Annotated in this window: 14 protein-coding genes; 8 read left to right on the forward strand and 6 right to left on the reverse strand. The window is 66.0% G+C overall.

What is annotated here, in order from left to right:
• Positions 1 to 349 precede the first annotated feature (349 nt).
• The 4 genes from cyoD to cyoA form a co-directional block, all read right to left on the reverse strand.
• Complete coding sequence (cyoD, locus tag AC3FKG_RS18925; protein ID WP_488743853.1) at positions 350 to 757, reverse strand: cytochrome o ubiquinol oxidase subunit IV; 408 nt, start codon at positions 755 to 757, stop codon at positions 350 to 352.
• Positions 754 to 1,443, reverse strand: coding sequence for a cytochrome o ubiquinol oxidase subunit III (cyoC, locus tag AC3FKG_RS18930; protein ID WP_483713362.1), 690 nt, complete (start codon positions 1,441 to 1,443; stop codon positions 754 to 756). Before cyoC ends, cyoD begins: the two co-directional genes overlap by 4 nt.
• Positions 1,436 to 3,439, reverse strand: coding sequence for a cytochrome o ubiquinol oxidase subunit I (cyoB, locus tag AC3FKG_RS18935; RefSeq protein WP_488743854.1), 2,004 nt, complete (start codon positions 3,437 to 3,439; stop codon positions 1,436 to 1,438). Before cyoB ends, cyoC begins: the two co-directional genes overlap by 8 nt.
• A 66-nt stretch (positions 3,440 to 3,505) precedes the next feature.
• Positions 3,506 to 4,543: a ubiquinol oxidase subunit II gene (gene cyoA, locus AC3FKG_RS18940; protein WP_483713364.1), complete on the reverse strand. Its 1,038-nt coding sequence runs from the start codon at positions 4,541 to 4,543 to the stop codon at positions 3,506 to 3,508.
• Between the two features lie 148 nt (positions 4,544 to 4,691).
• Between cyoA and AC3FKG_RS18945 the strand changes: the two genes are divergently transcribed.
• On the forward strand, positions 4,692 to 6,008 hold the full coding sequence (locus AC3FKG_RS18945; protein WP_488743855.1) for an MFS transporter: 1,317 nt from the start codon (positions 4,692 to 4,694) through the stop codon (positions 6,006 to 6,008).
• On the opposite strand, the gene AC3FKG_RS18950 is transcribed toward AC3FKG_RS18945, so the two are convergent.
• Together AC3FKG_RS18950 and AC3FKG_RS18955 are read right to left on the reverse strand one after the other, a co-directional pair.
• Positions 5,980 to 6,789, reverse strand: coding sequence for a helix-turn-helix transcriptional regulator (locus AC3FKG_RS18950; RefSeq protein WP_488743856.1), 810 nt, complete (start codon positions 6,787 to 6,789; stop codon positions 5,980 to 5,982). The two genes, AC3FKG_RS18945 and AC3FKG_RS18950, sit on opposite strands and share 29 nt — an antisense overlap.
• Entirely contained in the window at positions 6,773 to 7,687 is a 915-nt protein-coding gene (locus AC3FKG_RS18955; protein ID WP_488743857.1) for a DMT family transporter, read from the reverse strand. Before AC3FKG_RS18955 ends, AC3FKG_RS18950 begins: the two co-directional genes overlap by 17 nt.
• 275 nt (positions 7,688 to 7,962) lie before the next feature.
• On the opposite strand from AC3FKG_RS18955, the gene AC3FKG_RS18960 reads away from it, so the two are divergent.
• The 7 genes from AC3FKG_RS18960 to AC3FKG_RS18990 all read left to right on the forward strand — a co-directional run bounded on the left by AC3FKG_RS18960 (position 7,963) and on the right by AC3FKG_RS18990 (position 17,382).
• Positions 7,963 to 9,564, forward strand: a complete 1,602-nt coding sequence (locus AC3FKG_RS18960; protein WP_488743858.1) for a DUF1800 domain-containing protein — start codon at positions 7,963 to 7,965, stop codon at positions 9,562 to 9,564.
• Between the two features lie 54 nt (positions 9,565 to 9,618).
• Complete coding sequence (locus AC3FKG_RS18965; protein WP_488743859.1) at positions 9,619 to 10,956, forward strand: DUF1501 domain-containing protein; 1,338 nt, start codon at positions 9,619 to 9,621, stop codon at positions 10,954 to 10,956.
• A 220-nt stretch (positions 10,957 to 11,176) separates the two neighbouring features.
• Positions 11,177 to 12,871, forward strand: a complete 1,695-nt coding sequence (locus tag AC3FKG_RS18970) for an ATP-binding protein (protein ID WP_488743860.1) — start codon at positions 11,177 to 11,179, stop codon at positions 12,869 to 12,871.
• A gap of 243 nt (positions 12,872 to 13,114) precedes the next feature.
• Positions 13,115 to 13,369, forward strand: coding sequence for an RNA-binding protein (locus AC3FKG_RS18975; RefSeq protein WP_488743861.1), 255 nt, complete (start codon positions 13,115 to 13,117; stop codon positions 13,367 to 13,369).
• A 47-nt stretch (positions 13,370 to 13,416) separates the two neighbouring features.
• On the forward strand, positions 13,417 to 14,004 hold the full coding sequence (locus tag AC3FKG_RS18980) for a hypothetical protein (protein ID WP_483713374.1): 588 nt from the start codon (positions 13,417 to 13,419) through the stop codon (positions 14,002 to 14,004).
• 72 nt (positions 14,005 to 14,076) lie between these two features.
• Positions 14,077 to 16,386 carry a DUF3141 domain-containing protein gene (locus AC3FKG_RS18985; RefSeq protein WP_488743862.1) on the forward strand — a complete coding sequence of 770 codons (2,310 nt, stop codon included), beginning with the start codon at positions 14,077 to 14,079 and terminating at the stop codon, positions 16,384 to 16,386.
• A 66-nt stretch (positions 16,387 to 16,452) separates the two neighbouring features.
• Positions 16,453 to 17,382, forward strand: coding sequence for a phosphate acetyltransferase (locus AC3FKG_RS18990; RefSeq protein ID WP_488743863.1), 930 nt, complete (start codon positions 16,453 to 16,455; stop codon positions 17,380 to 17,382).
• Position 17,383 lies beyond the last annotated feature (1 nt).

Genomic DNA, 17,383 nt, shown 5'->3' on the forward strand with positions numbered 1-17,383 from the left:
TCATCTGACGTGTCTATCCTGATCATCTACGCGGCAGGCAGTGTGGCTATGCCCTGTACCGTCTTCACCACCACGGGCCGTTCGTCGACCACGAAAACGCGTTTTTGGTTACTTTTGTCGCGAGACAAAAGTAACTCGCCGGCTACGCCGGCGAACAGCCACGCCTGCCAAGAGCAGCGACCCAGTCATAACCACAGACTCCCCGCCGGCTACGCCGGCGAAACAGCAGCGCCTGCCAAGAGCAGCGACCCCGGTCATAACCACGGACTCCCCACCGGCTATCGCCGGCGAAACAGCCGTGCCTGCCAAGCACGAAGCCCCGCAATTCGGCGAAAGACACCCCAGCCGGTCAAGGCAACTGCTTCACATCCACCATCCCCGGCATCATGTTCGAATTCAGGTGGTACATCACCCACAAAGTGCCGCTCAGCGTGATCACCACCAGCACCAGCGTGAACATCAGCGCCAGCATGTTCCAGCCGCCTTCCGACTTGGCGTTCATGTGCAGGAAATAGATCATGTGCACGATGATCTGCACGGCGCCCAGCGCGAGCAGCACGAGCGCGGTGGTGGTGGATTTCTCGAACACCTTGCTCATGACAAGCCAGAACGGAATCGCGGTCAGGATCACCGACAGCACGAAGCCGGTCACATACCCGCTCATCGAGATATGTATATGGCTTTCGTCGTGGCCATGCCCGTCGTGGCCGTCATGGCTGTCGTGACCATGGGCGAGCGTGTGGTCCGGTGCGCTCATGGCAATACTCCCATCAGGTAAACGAAGGTGAAGACGCCGATCCAGACTACGTCCAGGAAGTGCCAGAACATCGACAGGCACATCAGCCGCCGGCGGTTCTCCGGAATCAACCCGTGCCGGCCCACCTGCACCATCAGCGTGATAAGCCAGATGGTGCCGAAGGTCACGTGCAGCCCGTGCGTGCTGACCAGCGAGAAGAACGACGTCAGGAAGCCGCTGCGCCACGGGCCCGCGCCTTCGCCGATCAGGTGGACGAACTCGTAGATTTCCACGGCAAGGAACGAGGCGCCGAGTACGCCGGTAATGGCCAGCCATCCTTGCGTGCCGCCGACGCGGCCCTGCTGCATCTGGAGCATGGCAAAGCCATAGGTGATCGACGACAGCAGCAGGAACGAGGTGTTCAGCGCCACCAGCGGCAGTTCGAACAGCTCGGCACCGGTCGGTCCGCCCGCATAGTTGCGTCCGAGCACGCCATAGGCCGCGAACAGGCAGGCGAAGATGAGGCAGTCGCTCATCAGGTAGACCCAGAACCCGAGCAGCGTGCCGTTGGGCGCGTGGTACTCGCTGGTCATGTAGAAGCGCAGTTCGCCTTCCTCGGCGCCGTGGCCGGACGGTACGGCGTGCGGCGTGGCGGCGGGCGCGGCCTGCGCGCGGCCGGCGGGGAACGGGGCCGTGGTATCAGGCATGGTGGGCCATCAGCGCCGAGCGCGCTGCCTCCGTGTTGCCGACCGTGTCGGCCGGGATGTAGTAGTCGCGCTTGTAGTTGAAGGTATGCACGATCGCACTGACGATGAGGGCCGCGAACGACACCACCACCAGCCACCAGATATGCCAGATCAGCGCAAAGCCGCACACCGTGCTGAGCCCCGCCAGAATGATGCCCGCGCCCGTGTTCTTCGGCATGTGGATCGGTATGAAACCCTGCAAGGGCCGCTGGAATCCGTGCGACTTCATCTGCCACCAGGCATCGGTGTCATGGACGATCGGCGTGAAGGCGAAGTTGTAGGCCGGCGGCGGCGACGACGTCGACCATTCGAGCGTGCGGCCATCCCACGGGTCGCCGGTCACGTCGCGCAGCGCCTCGCGCCGCATGAAACTCACCACCAGCTGAATCAGGAAGCAGCCGATGCCCAGCGCGATCAGCAAGGCGCCGAATGCCGCGAGCAGGAACCAGATCCGCAGCGCGGGGTCTTCGAAATGGCTCATGCGGCGGGTCACGCCCATCATGCCGAGCATGTACAGCGGCATGAAGGCGAAGTAGAAACCAACCAGCCAGAACCAGAACGAGCATTTGCCCCAGAACGGCTCCAGCTGGTAGCCGAAGGCCTTGGGAAACCAGTACGTGATGCCGGCCATCAGCCCGAACAGCACGCCGCCGATGATCACGTTGTGGAAGTGGGCGATCAGGAACAGGCTGTTGTGCAGAGAGAAATCGGCGGGCGGCACGGCCAGCAGCACGCCTGTCATGCCGCCGATCACGAACGTGACCATGAAGCCGACCGTCCACAGCATTGGCACCTCGAAGCGGATGCGCCCGTGGTACATGGTGAACAGCCAGTTGAACAGCTTGGCCCCGGTCGGGATCGAGATGATCATGGTGGTGATGCCGAAGAACGAATTGACGCTCGCCCCCGATCCCATCGTGAAGAAATGGTGCAGCCACACCAGGTAGGACAGTACCGTGATGACCACCGTGGCATAGACCATCGACGCATAGCCGAACAAGCGCTTGCGGCAGAATGTGGCCACCACCTCGGAAAACACGCCGAACGCGGGCAGGATCAGGATGTAGACCTCCGGGTGGCCCCAGATCCAGATCAGGTTCACGTACATCATGGCGCTGCCGCCCTGGTCTGCCGTGAAAAAATTCATGCCCAGGTAGCGGTCCAGCGCCAGCATGGCCAGCGCCGCGGTCAGCACCGGGAACGCGGCGATGATCAGCACGTTGGCGCACAGCGCGGTCCAGGTGAAGACCGGCATGCGCATCAGCGTCATGCCCGGCGCGCGCATCTTGACGATGGTCACCAGCAGGTTGATGCCCGACAGCACCGTCCCCACCCCCGCCACCTGCAAGGACCATATGTAGTAGTCCACCCCCACGTCAGGACTGTGGACGATGCCGGACAGCGGCGGATAGGCCAGCCAGCCGGTGCGCGCGAACTCGCCGACGAACAGCGACATCATCACCAGCACCGCGCCGCCGGTGGTCATCCAGAAGCTGAAGTTGTTGAGGAACGGAAAGGCGACGTCGCGCGCGCCGATCTGCAACGGCACCACGAAGTTCATGAGCCCGGTCACGAGCGGCATCGCCACGAAGAAGATCATGATCACGCCGTGCGCGGTGAAGATCTGGTCGTAGTGATGCGGCGGCAGGAAGCCAGGGTTGTCGCCGAACGCGACGGACTGCTGCATGCGCATCATCACGGCATCGGCAAAGCCGCGCAGCAGCATGATGATTCCCAGGATCACGTACATGATGCCGATCTTCTTGTGGTCGATGCTGGTGAACCACTCGCGCCACAGATAGCCCCACAGGCGGTAGTAGCTCACCGCGCCCACCAGCGCCAGGCCGCCGAGGACCACGACGACGAAAGTGCCCAGCAGGATCGGCTCGTGCAGCGGTATGGCCTCCCAGCTCAGGCGGCCGAAGATAAGCGTGGCGAGTTCGGATCGCTCCTGCATGTTGTGCTCCAGGGCCAGAGTGAGGGTGAGGGTGAGTCGTTTCGGGGCGATGGCGTCCCGGCTGTGCTACTGCAGCGATACCGCGCTGCGTTCGCCGTACGGCGTGGCCGGGTCGAACGGCGCCTTCGGCGTGTTGCTCGCCGTGCAGACGGCGCCCAGCGCACCGCCTTGCTGGCGGCGTGCGTCCATGGCCATCATGTCTTTCTGGCAGATCTGCCCGGCGCGCACGCAGCGGTTCAGGATGGCATCGAACAGGTCGGGCGCGACGCTGGCGTAGTGGCGTACGGGATCGCGCTCGCTGGGCTGTTCCAGCTTCAGGTAGCTGTCGCGCGACAGCGGCGTGCCGCTGGTCTTCACGCGCTGGACCCAGCGCTCGAAGTCATCGTGGCTCATGCCGTGGAAGCGGAAGCGCATATGCGAGAAGCCCGCGCCGCTGTAGTTGGCGGAGAAGCCTTCATAGTCGCCGGGCTGGTTCATCACCGCATGCAGCTTGGTTTCCATGCCAGGCATCGCATAAACCTGCCCGGCCAGTGACGGGATAAAGAATGAGTTCATCACGCTCGTGGACGTGATGCGAAAGCGGATGGGCCGGTCCACCGGCGCGGCGACCTCATTGACGCTGGCAATGCCCTGCTCGGGGTACAGGAAAAGCCACTTCCAGTCGAGAGCAACCACCTCGACCGTCAGCGGTTGCACATCGGTGGGCACGGGCCGTTGGGCGTCGAGCCGCTGGAGTGGCCGGTACGGATCGAGCTTGTGGGTACTGACCCAGGTGACCGCGCCCAGCGCGATGATGATCAGCAGCGGTGCCGACCAGATCAGCAGCTCCAGCACCGTGGAGTGGTCCCAGTCGGGATTGTAGGTCGCGCTGGTATTGGAGGCCCGGTAACGCCAGGCGAACAGCAGCGTCAGCACGATCACCGGCACGATGATCAGCAGCATCAGCCCGGTCGAGACCAGGATCAGGTTGCGCTGCTGGATCGCGAGGTCACCGTTCGGCGACATCAGAACCGTACTGCATCCACACAGGGCAGCCGCTGCCGGGGCGAGCAGGATCCAGCGTGCTGCGCGCGGTACTGCCTTAGTCGAACGGTCGGATCGCATAGGCTTGTGTCCTCTGTTGCCATCCTGTACGCAGAAGCGTACGTGACTTAGACTGTTCTGAGCAACTATGGCAGTTTAGGCGCTCAGGGGCTAATCGCCAGGGGGCAAATTCCTGACTAGCCTCGTTACTCTCTGTGGAGGTATACGGATGGCCAGCATGACCCATCAGCATCGCGCGTCTCCTACTGCACCTCCGCCGCCCGGGGCCGCGCACGTCGCTCCGGCTGAAATCGCCACCGGCGTCGTCATCGGCAGGGCGTCCGAATACTTCGACTTCTTCGTCTACGGCATCGCATCGGTACTGGTCTTCCCGACGGTCTACTTTCCGTTCGCGGACCGACTCGACGGCCTGCTCTACTCGTTCTCCATCTTCGCGCTGGCCTTTGTCGCACGGCCGTTCGGCACGGCGCTGTTCATGCGCATCCAGCGGCGCTGGGGGCGCGGCATCAAGCTGACCGCCGCGCTGTTCCTGCTCGGCACGGCCACGGTGGGCATCGCCTTCCTGCCCGGCTACGCGTCGCTCGGCCATACCGCCATCGTGCTGCTGGCCGTGTTCCGTTCGCTGCAGGGCATCGCCTTCGGCGGTTCGTGGGACGGCTTGCCGTCGCTGCTCGCCCTGAACGCGCCGCCCGCGCGGCGTGGCTGGTACGCGATGATGGGGCAGCTCGGCGCGCCCACGGGCTTCATCGTCGCGGGCTCGCTGTTCCTGTTCCTGAACCTGAGCCTGGAGCGCGGCGAGTTCCTGGAATGGGGCTGGCGCTATCCGTTCTACGTGGCGTTTGCCATCAACGTGGTGGCGCTGTTCGCGCGGCTGCGCCTGGTGGTGACGCATGAGTACACCCAGCTGCTGGACGAGGACGAGCTGGAGCCCATCAGCACCATCGAGCTCATCAGCAAGCAGGACTACAACATCTTCCTGGGCGCCTTCGCCGCGCTGGCCAGCTTTGCGCTGTTCCACCTGGTCACGGTGTTCCCGCTGTCATGGGTGGAACTGCACCAAAGCCAGCCGATAACCGATGTGCTGAGCGTGCAGGTGGCCGGGGCGTTTATCGGCATCCTGGGCACCATTGCCTCGGGACGCATTGCGGACCGTATCGGGCGGCGCACCACGCTCGGGTCCATGGCGTTGCTGATCGGCGTGTTTGCGCTGTTCGCGCCGCTGTTGATGGGCGGCGGGCCGATTGAACAGGATTTGTTCATCCTGATCGGTTTTGGCTTGCTTGGCCTGTCATACGGCCAGGCGGCGGGCGCGGTCACGTCCAACTTCGAGCGCCGCTACCGCTATACCGGAGCCGCGCTGACCACGGACTTTGCGTGGCTGTTCGGCGCGGCCTTCGCCCCACTGGTGGCGCTGGGGCTGTCGGCCAAGTTCGGGCTGATCGCGGTCAGTGCCTATCTGTTGTCCGGTGCGGTCTGCACGCTGCTCGCACTGCGCATCAACCGGGCGCTGGCGTCGGAGGACTGACGCCGCTCGCCGATGCGCGCCATGCCCCCGGCGGCTGGCCGAAGCGGCGCGTGAAGCTGCGCGTGAAGGTGGTCTGGTCGGGATAGCCCGACGCCAGCGCCACCTCCGCGAGCGGCAGACCGGTGCCGGCCAGCAGTTGCACCGCGCGGTCCAGCCGCAAGCGCGTCTGGTAGCGGTGGGGCGTGTCGCCGAACGCCTCGGCGAACAGGGTGTGGAAGCGGCGCACGCTCCAGCCGAAGCGCTCGGCCAGGTGGCCCGCATGCAGGGCCGACGACAGGTTCGCGCGCAGGTAGGCGTCGATGGCCATGACCGGGAACACGGTCTTGGTGCCATGGCCATCCGAGGCGCCGAGGGTGTCGGCAAGGTCGCTGGCCAGCGTCGCGGCCACGGTCCAGTTCAGGTGTGTCGCGCCGGTGCCTGCGGGGCGCAACGCCGCCAGCGCGCGCACGCGTGTGCCGAGGACGCCATCCAGCACGAAGGCGCGCGGCCGTTCCATCAAGCGCGCGGGGAGTGCGACCGACGCGCCGGGAAAATCCGCGACCACCTGCAGGTTGCCGGTCAGCCCGAGGAATTCGTGGTGGCTGGCGGCCGGCACGATCAGACCGTGGTGGCGGTCGACCCGGTACAGATGGCCATCGATCTCAAGCTCGGTGGCCCCGTCCAGGCCGAACAGCAACTGGTGATGGTCGTGCGCATGCCCCGCCGGCCATGGGTGGTAGCGGCGGGGCTCGACCAGCGGGCTTGGGGCGCCCGGGTGCGCCAGTTCAGCGGGCGGCGGCATGCCGTGGCCTTTCCCGCGTCTGGCACAGCCAGACCCCCGCGCCCGCGATGGCCATGCCCAGCCACTGCAGCGGACCCAGGCGGTCGCCGAACAGCAGCCACGCCTGCACCGCGGCCACTGGCGGCGCCAGGAACATCAGTGCCGCGGCGCCAGCGGCCTGGCCGCGACGCACGATGCCGAGCAGCAGCCAGGTGCCGGCGCCGGAGATCCCCAGCGCCGCCCAGCCGAGCGCGGCCCACAGGACCGGCCCGGGCTGCCAGTGCGGAGCCGGCGACAGCCACACGGCCAGGCCGGCCACCAGCATGGCGCCGACGTTCTGCCATGCAGAGCTGGTGCGCAGATCCGAGGCGGCAATCGACATTTTCTGCAGCAGGGTTCCCATGGTGATCGAGACAATGGCAAGCAGCCCGGCCAGCAAGACCCAGGGCGATACGATCGATGCGGACTGGCCGGCGCCGGCCTGCAGGACCGGCACCACGACCAGCGCCACGCCGGCCGCGCCGGTCGCCAGGCCTTGCCAGGTGCGCCTGGAAGGTAGCTCCTTCAGCAGGGGTATGGCAAGCAATGCCGTCAGCAAGGGCTGCAAGGCACCCAGCAACGCCATCACGGCCGGCGGCAGGCCGTGAGCGACCGCGCCAAAGGCGGCGCACAGGTAGAGGCCCTGCATCAGCGCCCCGGCCAGCAGGTGGCGCGGGACGTGGCGCCACGCCGGCCAGGCGGCGCGCGCGGCCAGCGCGGCGATGCAGAACATCAGCGCGGCCAGTGCAAAGCGCGCGAGCAGGAACAGGCTGGTGTCGGCGAGCGGCACGATGGCCTTGCCGACGATGAAGCCGGTGGACCAGATCAGGACAAAGGCCAGGCTGGGCAGCCAGCCGGCGGAAGCTTGGGGGCGAGACATAGGGATTCGCGGCGGTGGCGGGCAACGGGAACCCGGCGCAACGGAGACTCGTGGTGCCGGCATGCCGCAGAAACTAACGCTCATCGCGCGGAAAGTCTTGGCGATTCCGGCAATCGGCCCTGGCAAGCGGGGTGTTTCAGGCGACGCATGAGATGCGCCGGGACCGGCGCCATGAAAGTTTTCGTTACCGCGCGGCAGGTGGCGCCCTGTCAACCGGCAGCGCACCCGCCACGTAAGAGGACCATGTCCCTGCATCGCAAGACAAGGAGCCAGGCATGATCCCTGGGCGGCCGCCCTTTCCCGCCGGCGCCGGCATCCCCGGCGTGCGGCGCGTGCTGACGGCCATGCTGCTGGCCGTGGCCTGCATGCTGGCGCTGGCGTCCTGCGCGCAGCAGCCGCCTGCGGTGTCGGGGCCGCTCAGCCCGGCGGACCTGCATTGGCTCAATACCGTGAGCTTCGGTGCCGACCAGGCCAGCATTGCCCGGCTGCGCGAGCTGGGCCGCAAGCGCTTCCTCGAGGAGCAGCTGCGCATGCCGGCCACCGACCCGCCGGCGGTGACCACCGCCTTGGCCGCCTTGCCGAACCTGCAGGGCACCGCCGTCGAGCGCACGCGCGCGGCGCGCGAGGAACGCCAGCGCATCGCCAGCCTGCCCGACGAAATGGCCAAGCAGCAGGCCCGCGAGGCGCTGAACCGGCAGGGACGCGAGGCCATTGCCGATACCAGCCGGCGACACCTGCTGCGTGCGCTGTACTCCCCGGCCCAGCTGCGCGAGCAGATGACCTGGTTCTGGATGAACCACTTCAGCGTCTATGGCGCCAAGGGGCAGGTGCGCTGGGCCCTGGCCGACTACGAGGAAAGCACCATCCGGCCGCGCGCGCTCGGCAAGTTCGGCGACCTGGTGCTGGCCACCGTGACCGCGCCGGCCATGCTGGAGTACCTGGACAACACGCAGAGCAGCGCCAACCGCGTCAATGAAAACTACGCGCGCGAGCTGATGGAGCTGCATACGCTGGGCGTGTCGGGCGGACCCAGCGGCTCGCGCTACACCCAGCAGGACGTGCAGGAACTGGCGCGCGTGCTGACGGGCTTTGGCATCAACGCGCGCGGCGAGCCGCCGCGGCTGGCGCCGGCGCGCGCGGCGCTGTACCGCGGCGACGGGCTGTTCGAGTTCAATCCGAACCGGCACGACTTCGGCGCCAAGACGCTGCTCGGCCAGCGCATCGAGCCGACTGGGTTTGGCGAAGCCGCGCGCGCCGTCGCCATCCTGACGCGTGATCCGGCCACGGCCCGCTTCATCAGCGCGAAGCTCGCCGCCTATTTCGTGGCCGACAATCCCCTGGCCTCGCTGGTCGACCGCATGGCCGCCACCTTCACGCGTACCGACGGCGACATTGCCGCCGTGCTGACCACCCTGTTCCTGTCCCCCGAACTCGACCGCGTGCTGGACGCACCGGGCCGCAAGTTCCGCGACCCGATGGCCTTCGTGATGGCGTCGATGCGCCTGGCGTATGACGGCCGCACCGTCACCAACCTGCGTCCGGTCATGAACTGGCTGAACCAGCTGGGCGAGCCGCTCTACGGACACGTCACGCCGGATGGCTACCCGGCGGCGGAAGGCGCCTGGGCGAGTTCCGGGCAGATGGTCAAGCGCTTCGAGATCGCGCGTGCCATCGGCTCCGGCCCGGCGGGGCTGTTTGCCGGCGACGCCAACCTTCCGCCCGGGCCGGCGCGTTTTCCGGTAGTCGCGGGCAAGGCCTACTACGACACCATCGAAGCCACGCTCGGACCGCAGACGCGCACGTCGCTTGCGCAGGCGGAAACCCAGGCCGAATGGAACACGCTGCTGCTCAGCTCGCCCGAGTGGATGCAGCGCTGATCCGGCAGCCAGGCGAGGCACACGATGCACTGATGCACACGCAAGGACTTCGAGATGAAACGTCGGGAATGGCTCAAGACAATGGGCAGCGCCGGACTGGCGCTGGCCCTGCCTGCCACCATGTCGCGCGTGTATGCGCTGCCGGCGCAGGCGGACGCGCGCTTCCTGCTGGTGTTCCTGCGCGGCGCCTATGACGCCGCCAGCGTGCTGGTGCCGGCCGGCAGCGATTTCTACTACGCCTCGCGGCCCAATATCGCGATCCGGCGGCCGGTGCCCGCCGGGGCGGAACGCGATCCCGCGGCGGCCCTGGCGCTGGCGCCATCCTTTGCGTCCGACAGCGGCCGCCGTGGCATCGGCGACTGGGCACTGCATCCGGCCCTGGCCGACACCATGCTGCCGTTGTGGAGCCAGCAGCAGCTTGCCTTCGTGCCGTTCGCGGGCACTCATGACATGTCGCGCAGCCACTTCGAGACGCAGGACAGCATCGAGTCGGGCGCCTCGGGTACCCCAGGCAGCGGCGATGGCCGGCACGACGCGGCGTCGCTGCGCGGCAGCGGCTTCCTGAACCGGCTGGCGCAGTCGATGGGCGGGCGCGCCGCGCCGGTGGCCTTCACCGACGGCTTGCCGCTGGTGCTGTCCGGCAGCCAGGATGTTCCCAATGTCTCGCTCAAGGGCACGGGCCGCACGCCGTTTGACGCGCGCCAGACGCGCGCGCTCGCGCAGATGTACCGCGGCACGCGCTTCGAGTCGCTGATCGACGAAGGCTTCGAGCTGCGCCAGACCGTGGCCGAGCAGGCGCAGGCGATGCAGGCCCGCGCCGCCGTGGCGGGCGGCATGGATGCCATGGCCGCGCGCATGCAGGACATGCAGGCGGCCAACCGCCGCTCGCTGAGCGCCCGCGGCTTCGAAGTCGAGGCGCGCCGCATGGCGGGGCTGATGCGCGACAAGTTCAACCTCGGCTTCGTCGACGTCGGGGGCTGGGACACGCACTCGAACCAGGGCGCCGCGCAGGGGCAGCTGGCCAACCTGCTCGACAACCTGGGACGCGGCCTCGCCGGGTTTGCGCAGGAGATGGGGCCGGCGTGGGGCAAGACCACCGTGGTGGTGGTGTCGGAGTTCGGCCGCACGTTTCGCGAGAATGGCTCGCGCGGGACCGACCACGGCCACGGTACGGTCTACTGGGTGGCCGGCGGCGCCGTGCGCGGCGGCCGCATCGCCGGAGAGCAGGTGGCGGTGGAGGCGGCCACGCTCAACCAGAATCGCGACTACCCCGTGCGTAACGAGTATCGTGCCGTGCTGGCCGGGATATTCCAGCGGCTGTACGGCCTGGACGATGCGCGGCTGGCGCAGGTGTTTCCCGGGGCAAGGGCGACAGATATCGGATTGGTCTAGCGTTCCGTTACCGGCCGGCAACTATCGCTCAGTCGAGCCGGATGTTGCGTTGTATGCATCTTCCGGCGCTTGGCATCCGGCGACCTTGCGGCGGGACGGCGGGAAACGGGGCTCCCGCGGGGCGGGTATAGTTGCCAGAACCGCTTTCTGGATCAGTGACATGATTGCATCCACAGGTTGGCCGTCATCCACGAACTTGTGCCCCGGATGGCGCGGTGAGATGGCTTACCGAATCGCCGCTTACGACTGGCGCGAGACCGAACTCGGCGCCCGGGAAACGTGGTCGAGCAGCCTGAATGCCAACATACAGTTTCTCCTTGCCTGCCCCGTTCCCCTGGTGATGCTTTGGGGCCGGGAAGGCGTCATGGTCTACAACGACGCCTACGCGGTGTTCGCCGGCGGCCGGCACCCGTTCCTGCTGGGCAAGCCGGTTGAAGAGGGGTGGCCGGAGGTCGCGGCATTCAACCGTTATGTCGTGGACACGGTACTTGCGGGCGGAACCCTCTCGTACAAGGACAAGCCGCTCACGCTCCACCGGCACGGCCGGCCGGAAGAAGTCTGGATGGACCTCCACTACAGCCCGGTCGTGGATGACGACGGCGCTCCGGCCGGCGTGATCGCCAATGTCTTTGAAACCACCGAACGCGTGCTGGCGGAGCGCAAGCGGCTGCAGGCGGAGCTTGACCGGAGCAAGGCCGAGCAAGCCCTGTTCGCATTGAACCAGAACCTGGAAGAGCGCGTCGCCCAGGAGGTCAGAGCCCGGACCAGCGCGGAGGACCGCCTGCGCCAGGTGCAGAAGCTGGAGGCCGTCGGTGGCCTGACCGGTGGCGTCGCGCACGATTTCAACAACGTCCTGCAAGTGATTTCGTCGAACTTGCAGCTCCTGAACTTTGCCGTCGGCAATGACCCCCGACTCCAGGCCCGTATCCACGCCTCCAATGCGGCGGTGGCGCGCGGCGCCAAGCTCGCCCAGCAATTGCTGGCATTTGCGCGCAGGCAGCCGCTTAGCCCGACGGTGGCCAATCCGCGCAAGATGATCGATGCAATGTCGGACCTGCTGCGGCGCGCGGTGCCTGAGAGTATTCAACTGAACCTGAACGTCCCGCTTGATGTCTGGAACCTGTTCGTAGATCTCACGCAACTGGAAAGCGCGCTGTTGAACCTGGTCATCAACTCGCGCGACGCCTTGCGAGGCAACGGAGCGATCCACATCGAAGTGGCCAACCTGACCGTGCAGGATGGCAACCAGGAATCGGCCATCGAGCTTCCGTCGGGAGACTACGTGCGGTTTTCCGTGGTCGACGCGGGCACCGGTATGTCGGAAGAGGTCAAGGCGCGCGCCTTCGAGCCATTCTTCTCGACCAAGCCGGAAGGACATGGAACCGGCCTCGGCCTCAGCATGGTCTTCGGCTTCGTCAAGCAGAGCCAGGGCCATATCGATCTGCAGACGGCGGTCGGCCAGGGCACGACGGTTTCGCTTTACTTCCCGAGGACGCACAAGGACGAAGTGCCCGATCACGAGCGGCCGGTCCTGGGCAATGTCGCCAGCGAACTGACTGTCCTGGTGGTGGAAGACAATCCGGACGTGCGGCTGTCGGCCATCGACATGTTCGCGCAGCTCGGTCACAAGGTCTTGTCGGCCAAGGATGGCGACGCAGCGCTTGCCGTGTTGCAGCGGGGCGAAGGCGTGGACCTGCTCTTTACGGATGTGGTCATGCCCGGCACGGTCCGCAGCAGCGAACTGGCCCGGATCGCGAGCAATCCGCCTTACAAGGCCAAGGTCATTTTCGCCTCGGGCTATACGCGCGACGAGATCTTCCATGAAGGCCGGCTCGATGAGGGCGTCGTCCTGCTCAGCAAGCCTTATTCCATCGAGGATCTGGCGCGGACCGTGCGCAAGGTTTTCGAAGCGTAGGTTAACTGAACGGCATCAGGGACGAGCCGCCTCCTTTGGAAAGGCATCGCCCGCGGCAGCAACATGCGGTTTCAATTGATGTGCCGAGCCCAGCGCTTTCTCTTCCCCTTCCATCCCCCATCCCTTCCCCGAAGAATTTCTTATCACGGCGCAGCAAAGATTTCATGTCGGTCCACCCCGACCTTCCAGATAGAGTGGTGCTCTGCAGCACGACAACAATCATGGTCCGCTGGGGAGGCGAGTATGTCTGTCTTATTGCTTGCGAACATCGTTCCCGACGCCACCGATGAAGAGATCGGCGCGTTCCTCGTGAAGTACGGCTTGCCCCAGTTCGACGGCATCGAATATCTCGAAGGCGACGGCACCCGGCCTTCGGCAAGGTTGACTTTCGATGCGCTCGATAGCGACGCCCTCGACAAGTTGAAAGGCCGTATCCACGGCATGTACTGGAAGGGACAACAGCTCAGCGCGCAGGTGCTGAGAGAGCGCTTTAACTGACGCATGCATTTTTTGGCGGGACAACACTCGGATCAAGGGGAATATCAATGAACGCGAAGGGACTGGTGGCCGCGGTGGCCTTGCTTGCCGCAACGACAACGGCGTGGGCACAACCCGAGACGCGCGTGGACGTTACGCACGCGCCGGGACAGGCCACGGCAATCGGTACGGCAAAGCTCACGGCGAAGATCGTCAAGATCGACGCGCCGACGCGGACAGTGTCGCTGAAAGGCAAGGACGGAAAAGTGGTAGACCTTGCCGTCGATCCGGAGGCCCGGAATTTCGAGCAGCTCGCGGTGGGGGATACCGTCGAGATCGAATACATGAAAGCGCTGACCCTGAGCCTCGAGAAGACCAAGGGGCCACTGTCGATCAGCGAGCGCAAGATCTCGGACAGGGCCGCGCCGGGTGCAAAGCCAGGGGGGCTGATCGGTCGCGAAGTGACCGCCACGGCCGATGTCGTCGCGGTCAACAAGGATGCAAGTACCGTGACGCTGAAGGGACCCAAGGGGCTTGTGGTCGACCTGGTGGTGGCGGATCCCGAACGCCTCAAGAACGTGAAGAAGGGCGATCGGGTCGAAGCCGTCTACAGTGAAGCGGTAGCGGTGTCGGTTAGTCCGGCCGCGGCCAACTAGCGCAGCGACGGATGATTGCCGATTCGCGTTTCTGACCGATTGATTTGCGGCGGTTCCTTACGGAGGGGCAGCATGGACGCAGGAAAGAAGTTGGCTCACGCGCGTGAAGTGGGCGTGAAGACGGGGGTGGTGCTGCAAAAGCGCCTGAAGGTTGCACAAGAGGCATTCAGCCATCGCACGCAGGAAGCCATGGCCGACGAGGCGGCGACGCCCGCTGGCTGGATGGCCGCTGCGGACCCGATGAACTGCTATGCGTACGCCGTTGACAGCATGCAGCGTGCCATCCTGTTCTGGGACACGATCCGGCAGCGCGGCAACAACTTTGTCGAGAACGCGGCCCAGGGCCTCAAGCCCGTGCTGCACTTCGCGTACGAAACCGTGCTGGACGGGCGCACCTTCGAGCGCCCGGTCAACTATGCGTTGCTCAAGATCACGCCGCCCGCCGGCGTAACCATCGACAACGGCCGCCGTCCTTACGTCATCATCGATCCGCGTGCCGGCCACGGCCCGGGCATCGGCGGCTTCAAGGATGACTCCCAGGTTGGCGTGGCGATGCGCGCAGGCCATCCGGTCTACTTCGTCATTTTCTTTCGCGACCCGGAGCCGGGGCAAACGCTGCTCGATGTGTGCGAAGCCGAACAGCAGTTCATCCGGAAAGTGCGCGCGCTGCATTCGGACAGTCCGAAGCCGGCGATCGTCGGCAATTGCCAGGGCGGCTGGGCGGCCATGATGCTCGCCGCCTCGGACCCGGACGACACCGGGCCCATCGTCATCAACGGCGCGCCGATGTCCTATTGGGGCGGCGCCTGGAGCGAGGGCGAAGGCGACAACCCGATGCGCTACTCGGGTGGACTGCTGGGCGGGACCTGGCTGTCGTCGCTGACGGCGGACCTGGGCAACGGCAAGTTCGATGGCGCGTGGCTGGTCCAGAATTTCGAGAACCTGAACCCGGCCAACAGCTTGTGGGACAAGTACTACAACCTGTACAAGAAGGCCGATACCGAGCCGCCGCGTTTCCTGGAGTTCGAGCACTGGTGGGGCGGCTACTACCTGATGAACCGCGAAGAGATCGAATGGATCACGCGTAACCTGTTCGTCGGCAACAAGCTGTGGAGCGGCGACGTCAAGGATGCCGGCGGCAAGGCGTTCGACCTGCGCGCGATCAAGGCCCCGATCGTGCTGTTTGCCTCGATGGGGGACAACATCACGCCGCCGCAGCAGGCCTTCAACTGGGTGGTGGATGTCTATGGCAGCACCGAGGAGATCAAGGCGCGCGGCCAAGTCATCGTCGGCATGATGCACCAGGACGTCGGCCACCTCGGCATCTTCGTTTCAGGCAAGGTCGCGCAGAAGGAGCACGCGCAGATCGTCTCCGTGCTGCAGAGTATCGAACTGTTGCCGCCGGGCCTCTACGGCATGCTGATCCACGAGCGCAAGGCCGATGGCGGCGTGGAATACGAGGTCGAGTTCCGCGAACATTCGCTCGAAGAGATCGCGCAACGTCTCAACCGCTTCGAGCGCGCCGATGAGAAGCCGTTCGAGGCCGTCGCCGCGCTGTCCGAATTCAACCAGCGCGCCTATGAACTGTTTGCCCAGCCATTCGTGCAGGCCATGTCGAACGAGGCGTCGGCGCGGATACTGCGCGAATTCCATCCGCTGCGGATGCAGAACTGGGCGTTTTCGGACCTGAATCCGTGGATGGCGTGGCTGGGTGCCGCTGCCAATGCGGTGAAGGCGAATCGGCAGGCGCTGGATGCCGACCATCCGCTGCGCAAGCGCGAGCAGGCCGGCGCGGACATGCTCAGCGCGGGCCTCGACGCCTACCGTGCCGTGCGCGATGCAGTGACGGAAGCCACGTTCTTCAACCTGTACGCCAACCTGCACTGGGCGATTCCACAGGACAAGGCGTCGCGTGCCGGACCGCCCAAGGTGACCGAGCCACGGGAACTGCCGGAGGTGAAGGCCGCGCTGGCGTCGATCGAGCACGGTGGCTATGCGGAGGCCATCGCCCGTATGGCCTGCCTGCTCAAGCAACAGGGCGAGCCGTTGCCGCTGTCGCGGCTCGAGTTGCGCAAGGAACTGGTGGCGGACTACGCGGAGTTGCTGCCGGAACTGCTGCCGGAGGCGTGGCGCAGGATTCGTGGCCAGCAGGAACTCATCACGTTGTACGCGCCGGAGCGCGCGCTGGAGACGCTGCCGGTCCTGCTGAGCGAACCCAATGATCGCCAGCGTTTGCAGACACTGGCCGGGAAGCTCAGGGATGACGAACGGCTGCTTGGCCGCACGCCGACGGCCGAGCAGGCCGCGATGCTCGAACGTATCCGTTCGGTCCTGTCGGTCAAGCCTGATCGGCCGCGCCGACCGCTGGTGCGCGCGTCGTAGCTCCTTGTGCCGGCGCCTGGCCGGCAACCAACAGCCACCTGTTGATTCGAAGCAGGAGAAAATGCCATGCACGAGAAGTATCAGCGCCTGATTGACTACTGCAAGTCCCTTCCGCCCACGCCCACCGCGGTCGCGCATCCCTGCGACCGGAGTTCCCTGGAAGGCGCGGTCGAGGCGGCGCGGCTGGGCCTGATTGCACCTGTCCTGGTCGGGCCTCGCGATCGCATCGAAGAGACGGCCCGTGACAACGGCATCGATATCAGCGCGTATCCGATCGTCGATGCCGAGCACAGCCATGCCGCCGCGGCCGCCGCCGTGCGGCTGGTTCGCGAAGGCAAGGCCGAGGCGCTGATGAAGGGCAGCCTGCATACCGATGAACTGATGGGCGCCGTGGTCAAGGGCGACGGCGGCTTGCGCACGGCCCGGCGGATCAGCCACTGCTTCGTGATGGATGTGCCCGGCCACGACGACGCATTGATCATTACGGACGCCGCCGTCAACATCGCGCCAACGCTGGAGGAGAAAGCGGATATCCTCCAGAACGCCATCGACCTGGCGCATGCGCTCCAGGTCAAGGACGTGCGCGTGGCGATCCTCTCGGCGATGGAAACGGTCAACCCCAAGGTGCCGTCCACCGTGGAGGCCGCCGCGCTGTGCAAGATGGTCGACCGGCACCAGATCACCGGCGCGGTGGTCGACGGCCCGCTTGCGCTGGACAACGCCATCAACCTGGATGCCGCGCGCATCAAGAAGATCGACTCGCCTGTGGCGGGGCGTGCCAACGTGCTGCTGGTACCGGACCTGGACGCCGGCAATATGCTCGCCAAGAGCCTGACCTTCCTGGCCGGCGCCGACGCCGCGGGCATCGTGCTGGGCGCGCGCGTGCCCATCATCCTGACCAGCCGCGCCGATGCGGTCATGACGCGCCTGGCGTCATGCGCGGTGGCGGCGCTGGTGGCCAAGGCGCGCCGGGATTCCGGCCAGGTACAGGGGTGAC

The sequence above is a fragment of the Cupriavidus sp. 22TCCZM04-2 genome, from assembly GCF_057798895.1.